The organism is Gilliamella bombi (genome assembly GCF_900103255.1).
In the GTDB taxonomy this organism is placed as follows: Bacteria; Pseudomonadota; Gammaproteobacteria; order Enterobacterales; family Orbaceae; genus Gilliamella; species Gilliamella bombi.
The window spans coordinates 1-5920 of the sequence record NZ_FMWS01000054.1 but is presented as its reverse complement, the minus strand read 5'-3'; the positions used below and the strand labels follow the sequence as shown (position 1 = coordinate 5920).

Here is a 5920-nt window from a genome sequence, read left to right as displayed (position 1 = left end):
CGGAAGCGACATTTAAAACAATTAAAACGGAATTTGTAAAAGGCCAACGTTTCAACTCAACGGCTGAGTTACAACGCGCTTTTTCGGCTTATGCTTATTGGTATAATCATAAACGATTACATTCTTCGTTAGGCTACTTGCCTCCCGTTGAATTTAAAAAACACTTACCCCTTAATTTTTTTGTTTGAAAATGTGTTGCCATTCCAGAATTTTCTACTTTTTTGCTGTACTATTTTAGGGGATAGTTACAGTTTTCCTATAACTTAATGATGGATGTTGATAACTCGATTAATTTAAATTAGATAATTAAATTATGATTTCAGAATCACTTAGTAATATACGCCACAGTATTCGTTGGAACCTATTTTTTACTTTGGGTTCTATCATGTTGGTTTGTCAGATTATTACTGTCCTTTGGTTATGGCATGAAAGTAAAGAACAAATAGATGTATTGGTTAATTTGACTCTAAGTCAAAATAAAATTGATGAAGTTGTTGAAGAAGAAGAATTAGAAGCGATTTTTGTTTTGTTCAGCCTTTTCTATGATGGCAGTAACACTATTTTTAGCGTACAAAGCGATCAGGTGGATCACAAAACCGTTGGAAATTTTAGAGAAAGATCTTAATCAACGTACTGAAGAGAATCTAAAACCCATTGCGCCAATTAGCAATATGCGTGAAATTAAATCGATTACATCTGTATTGAATAATCTTTTTATTAGGCTGAGTACAACATTATCTCAAGAACGTCTTTTTACCTCCGACGTAGCGCATGAAATGAGGACACCTTTAGCAGGCATTCGTTTACATCTAGAATTGTTAGAAAATAACAATAACATTGATTGCACAGAGTTAATTGATCGTATAGATCGATTAGTCAGTACTGTAGAACAGCTATTAATGCTTGCTCGAGCTAGTCAAAAGTTTACTGTAGGACAGTATCAACATATTAATTTTTATAATGATATTATGATTCCGCTGTCTGATGAACTAACAGAATTGACTTCACAAAAACAGCAACAGCTCGAATGGTATTTGACTGATAAAGATCTTATTTTTAATGGTGATGCAACCTTAATAAGACTATTAGTACGTAATTTAGTTGAAAATAGTTATCGCTACAGTCCTGAGAACACTAAAATTGTGGTAAGCTGTTACAAAATTAAAAAAGATATCATTATTACTGTAGAAGATGAAGGTAATGGCATTGATGAGTCTAAAAGCGAAAAACTGACTCAAGCCTTTTTTCGTATGGATCGCAAGCATAATGGTATTGGGCTTGGTTTAAGTATAGTCAACCGTATTGCTAAATTACATCAAGGTCTATTTACCTTAAAAAATAGACCTAATAATGTAAAAGGTGCTATTGCACAATTGAGGATTACTGATTCACTTCGTCAACTAAACGAGTGATTAATTTGTTGTTGCTATTTTCTTTAATAATGGATGTTAAAAAACGTTGCCAAGTTCGTTCAATTTTGGCTTTAGCAAAAAAAGGAATGTAATTGGCAATAGGAATAAGAGTTGAATTACCGATATTATCGATAATAATTAAGCGACTGTTATCTGCACTTAAGTGCTGAAACAAAATATTTTTGCTTTTTATTGTCATTGTAATAATACGATCTTTTAATAGGGTTGATTTCAAATTTCTTAATGAAGTAACTAAATCATCGTAATATTGCTTAGTTAATTTTGTATCAGCGAGGTATTTTTCAAGTGGTATAGCTATTTCACCGGTATAATCTCGGATGAGTTGGAAAACATGGCCTTTGCCATAATTGGTTGAAACTGGACCGTAATATTTTGCTATTGCATCGAATGAAACATTACGTCTAATTAGATGTTTATAATAAGAAATTTCTCGATTAGTCTCATCTTCAGCACCAACATTATAATTCACTTTGATACACTTATTGGGATCATTTGGATGACGATAACATTTTCGGTGCAAACCTTTGCTAATATAATCTTCTATTGAAAGTTGAATTGTATTGTTCATTTATTTAAATATTTTGTTATTTAATGTTGATTTTAGTTTATCAGTAAGCATTCCTTCTCGCTATGATTTTTTATTTTTACTCTAGCGCTTTTATAAAATTTCTGTATAATATTGCCACCCACGTTACGACAACGTTCTTCCCAACGTTGTTTTCGGTTGTCAATATTAGTATAACCGCTCGAAGGGGTGAGTTAATTAATGGTAACAATCAAAAAGTGTAAATAAATCAAATGATTTATTAACGTGAGATTAATTAAAAATTGGATAATTACGAATGAGTACTTTTTCAGCTAAACCAGAAACAGTTAAACGCGACTGGTATGTTGTTGATGCAGCTGGTAAAACGTTAGGTCGTTTAGCTACTGAAATCGCAAGCCGTTTGCGTGGTAAACACAAAGCAGAATACACACCACATGTTGATACAGGTGATTATATTATCGTTATCAATGCAGAAAAAGTTGCTGTAACAGGCAAAAAACGCACTGATAAGATCTATTATCGTCATACTGGCTACATCGGTGGACTTAAAGAAGCGACTTTTAAAGAGATGATTGAACGTCATCCTGAACAAGTCATCGAAATTGCTGTAAAAGGCATGTTACCGAAAGGTCCTCTTGGTCGTGCAATGTACCGTAAACTAAAAGTTTATGCTGGTAGTGAGCACAATCATGCGGCACAACAACCGCAAGTACTAGATATTTAAGGGGATAAAAGATGGCTGATAATCAATATTACGGTACAGGTCGCCGCAAAAGTTCTGCTGCTCGTGTATTTATCAAACCAGGTAGTGGTAACATCGTTATTAACAAGCGCTCTTTAGAGCAATACTTTGGTCGTGATACAGCTCGTATGGTTGTTATGCAACCGTTGGAGTTAGTTGAAATGACTGATAAACTTGATCTTTATATCACTGTTAAAGGTGGTGGTATTTCAGGTCAGGCTGGTGCGATTCGTCACGGTATTACTCGTGCGTTAATGGAATATGATGAAACTTTACGTTCTGCGTTACGTCAAGCAGGTTTTGTTACTCGTGATGCACGTCAAGTTGAACGTAAAAAAGTGGGTCTACGCAAAGCTCGTCGTCGTCCTCAATTCAGCAAACGTTAAGTGCGACAAGCTGCACTTATATCATTGACTTTTATGAAGTTTTTGTGAAAATCAAGAAGAATGAAAGACGGAAATGAAATACTTTCCTCTTTCATTCAGTGGATAAAGGCGGAGATGAAATACTCACCCCATTATTCACAAGCTTGTAAAACTCCTCGAGGGAGCCTCAAACTCCCGAAAGGGAGATACTAAGGAAAGAGTTATCAACATAACCTTTCGACCCGTGTACAAGAGGGGACATAATCATGTAAGCCCTTTGTAAGGAAATAATCCTTACCAGTCCGAGTTGAACTATATACAACTCCGTGATGAGCTGATATTAATTTCAGCAGACATCAAACTTCGCCATGAAGTAAACTGGAGCCCTTTGAGAGTTTACACTCTCCAGTCATAGTTGAACTACATACAACTACAAGGCGAGCAATTATATACGATTGCCGACGTCTCATATTAACTAATAATTTACTATTTAATGGGTAAAAGATTTACCGTTAATAAGCAATTAACAAAGACTAGAATATTTCGATGAATCGACAGAAATGTAGATGAAGTTGAAAGACAAAGGTCGAATTAACTATTATTAGTAAGATATCAGGTGTAAAAACCTATTTCACTCGAGTTGTTAAACAGGCAGTGCTTAAGCTATTATTATCATTGTTGAATTAATTATAACTATAGGAAATAAGCATAATTAATAGTCAACCTGTTATATGGCTAACAGTAGTCTAGGGATAGTGCGAGACTGGCAACGGTCTGGTGCGGAGCTTCCTGACAATGTACCCCCTTGAGGAATAGCAAGGTTAATGTGTACCGTGAGGTAACATTAAGTAATGGCAAGTAGTATGTCATGAGGGGCTAGACTGAGTAGAAAGATGAACGTAAGTGAATAGATGATAAACGTCGTAAAGCTGAAAAAAGCCAAAACTACTGATAGGCTTTGACCAAAAAGGTAATATAGTCGGATATTCTCGTTTAGCGTGGGAATACGCCATCAATAAGACTATCGGCGAACAGTCTACATCTTAACTATTCGTGTGATAATAATGGAACTTGGTAAGCCTGTACGTTTTCCGTCCACAATTCTGCTATCGTATCATATAGAGCGCAAAGATTGAGGTCGGCAGGAAGAGCGTAAGTGATGCTGTTAATCGTGCAGGTAAGGGAGGTTAGAGAAAGCGAATGATTGGCTGTAATGGCTGATATAGGGTATGAAACATGACCTAACCCGAAAGGGTGCAGACTTCTAACTGGTCTTTCGTCGCAAGATGTTAGGCTAATCCTTTGGTGGATAATTTCTAATGGAATTATTTTAGGCGAGGGATGAGCTAGCGAGTGTCTAACAGTTTAAAATGAATTATTGGGAAGAATAATTCATCTGTTAAAACATCCGCCAAGCTCAAAACTCAAACATTAACCATGTTACAAAGTGGTAGAGTATTTGATAAATTGAATAACTACCACATGTAATGTGGTAATTATGTTGGTAGTTATTCACCACAAATCAAGTATTTCTGCTACTTCTTGTATCAAGAGGTAAGTATGAAAGAGCACACTAAGTTTAATGCAAAAATTAAACAGAGTCCAGCTCCAGCGACCTCAGACATGGCGAGGCAATGGCACAATATCGATTGGGTCAAAGCAACAAGGCATGTTAAAGGATTGCAGAGTCGGATTGCGAAAGCGACACTTGAAAATAATTGGCGCAAGGTTAAACGCTTGCAAAGATTATTGACACGCTCAACTTATGCTAAGCAATTAGCGGTAAGGCGAGTGACTGAGAATAGAGGTAAAAGGACGGCAGGTGTTGATAAGGTAACTTGGAGCACCGCTGAGGCAAAATGGAAAGCCATTGCAACGCTCACAAACAAGGGATATAAACCGCAACCATTAAGGCGGGTCTATATTCCTAAGTCTGACGGGAAGAAACGCCCTTTGGGTATTCCGACCATAAAAGACAGGGCAATGCAAGCACTCTATCTATTGGCCCTACAGCCTGTTTCGGAAACGACAGCGGACAAAGGCTCGTATGGGTTTCGCATTAACCGCTCAACGGCAGATGCGATAACCCATATACATCGAATATTCTCACACAAGGGGCGGAAAACAAACCAACCTGCGCAATGGGTATTAGATGCAGATATCAAGGGCTGTTTTGACCACATTAGCCATGATTGGTTAATAGCGAATATTCCAATGAATAAGCGGATATTAACAAAGTGGTTAAAATCGGGTGTTGTGGACATGGGACAGGTAAAAGCAACGGAGGCGGGAACACCGCAAGGGGGAATAATCTCGCCGACACTGGCTAACATGGCGTTGGATGGCTTGGAGAAAGAGCTAGCTAATCACTTTGGTGAGAAAGCGAGCAAGAAAATCAGGCAACATAAGACGTACATGGTGAGGTATACGGATGACTTTGTGATTTCGGGGATTTCAAAGGAATTACTGGAAGAAAAGGTCATCCCAGTGGTTAAAGCATTCCTCAAAGAGAGGGGACTAACACTCTCGGAGAAGAAGACGAAAATAACGCATATCAAGCAGGGTTTTGACTTCTTAGGTTGGAACGTAAGACAGTTTAACGACAAGCTTATCATCAAGCCGAGTAAAAAGAATGGGGAGGCATTCTATAGCAAGGTGAGAGATAAGATTAAAAAATTAAGCATGGCTTGGATCGGCTACACTAATTCATACAACTTTTTTAAGGGGTAAGGTAAACTTATCACAACTAAAAAAGGAACAAATATGAATAAGATTAAACGCAAAAGACGAACATTCACAGATGATTTTAAACACCAAATGGTCAGTCTTTATC

6 protein-coding genes and 1 pseudogene are annotated in these 5920 nt (G+C 37.0%); 6 read left to right on the top strand and 1 reads right to left on the bottom strand.

Annotation, left to right across the window (positions count from 1 at the left end):
• The 3 genes from B9N71_RS10075 to pmrB form a co-directional block, all read left to right on the top strand.
• Window positions 1-188, top strand: a 188-nt coding sequence (locus B9N71_RS10075) for an IS3 family transposase (protein WP_143421972.1), incomplete at its 5' end; no start/stop codon positions are given.
• 197 nt (window positions 189-385) lie between these two features.
• Window positions 386-625 (top strand): hypothetical protein, encoded by a 240-nt coding sequence (locus tag B9N71_RS13265; protein ID WP_208610486.1) that lies wholly within the window; start codon window positions 386-388, stop codon window positions 623-625.
• On the top strand, window positions 543-1412 hold the full coding sequence (pmrB, locus tag B9N71_RS10070) for a two-component system sensor histidine kinase PmrB (RefSeq protein ID WP_208610485.1): 870 nt from the start codon (window positions 543-545) through the stop codon (window positions 1410-1412). The genes B9N71_RS13265 and pmrB overlap by 83 nt, the downstream gene beginning before the upstream one ends.
• On the opposite strand, the gene B9N71_RS10065 is transcribed toward pmrB, so the two are convergent.
• Window positions 1381-2001, bottom strand: a complete 621-nt coding sequence (locus B9N71_RS10065; protein ID WP_085165835.1) for a YrbL family protein — start codon at window positions 1999-2001, stop codon at window positions 1381-1383. The genes pmrB and B9N71_RS10065 overlap by 32 nt on opposite strands.
• A gap of 274 nt (window positions 2002-2275) precedes the next feature.
• Here B9N71_RS10065 and rplM point away from each other — a divergent pair, with 274 nt between their 5' ends.
• From rplM to ltrA, 3 genes and pseudogenes are all read left to right on the top strand, one after another.
• Window positions 2276-2704 (top strand): 50S ribosomal protein L13, encoded by a 429-nt coding sequence (gene rplM / locus B9N71_RS10060; protein ID WP_034901369.1) that lies wholly within the window; start codon window positions 2276-2278, stop codon window positions 2702-2704.
• Between the two features lie 11 nt (window positions 2705-2715).
• Window positions 2716-3108 (top strand): 30S ribosomal protein S9, encoded by a 393-nt coding sequence (rpsI, locus tag B9N71_RS10055; RefSeq protein WP_034915459.1) that lies wholly within the window; start codon window positions 2716-2718, stop codon window positions 3106-3108.
• A 1539-nt stretch (window positions 3109-4647) separates the two neighbouring features.
• Window positions 4648-5757, top strand: a pseudogene (gene ltrA / locus B9N71_RS10050) (group II intron reverse transcriptase/maturase); the annotation flags it as partial.
• Window positions 5758-5920 lie beyond the last annotated feature (163 nt).

Coding starts and splice junctions, on each gene's coding strand:
- B9N71_RS13265 (WP_208610486.1), top strand. CDS start 386: ATGTTGGTTTGTCAGATTATTACTGTCCTTTGGTTATGGCATGAAAGT.
- pmrB (WP_208610485.1), top strand. CDS start 543: ATGATGGCAGTAACACTATTTTTAGCGTACAAAGCGATCAGGTGGATC.
- B9N71_RS10065 (WP_085165835.1), bottom strand. CDS start 2,001: ATGAACAATACAATTCAACTTTCAATAGAAGATTATATTAGCAAAGGT.
- rplM (WP_034901369.1), top strand. CDS start 2,276: ATGAGTACTTTTTCAGCTAAACCAGAAACAGTTAAACGCGACTGGTAT.
- rpsI (WP_034915459.1), top strand. CDS start 2,716: ATGGCTGATAATCAATATTACGGTACAGGTCGCCGCAAAAGTTCTGCT.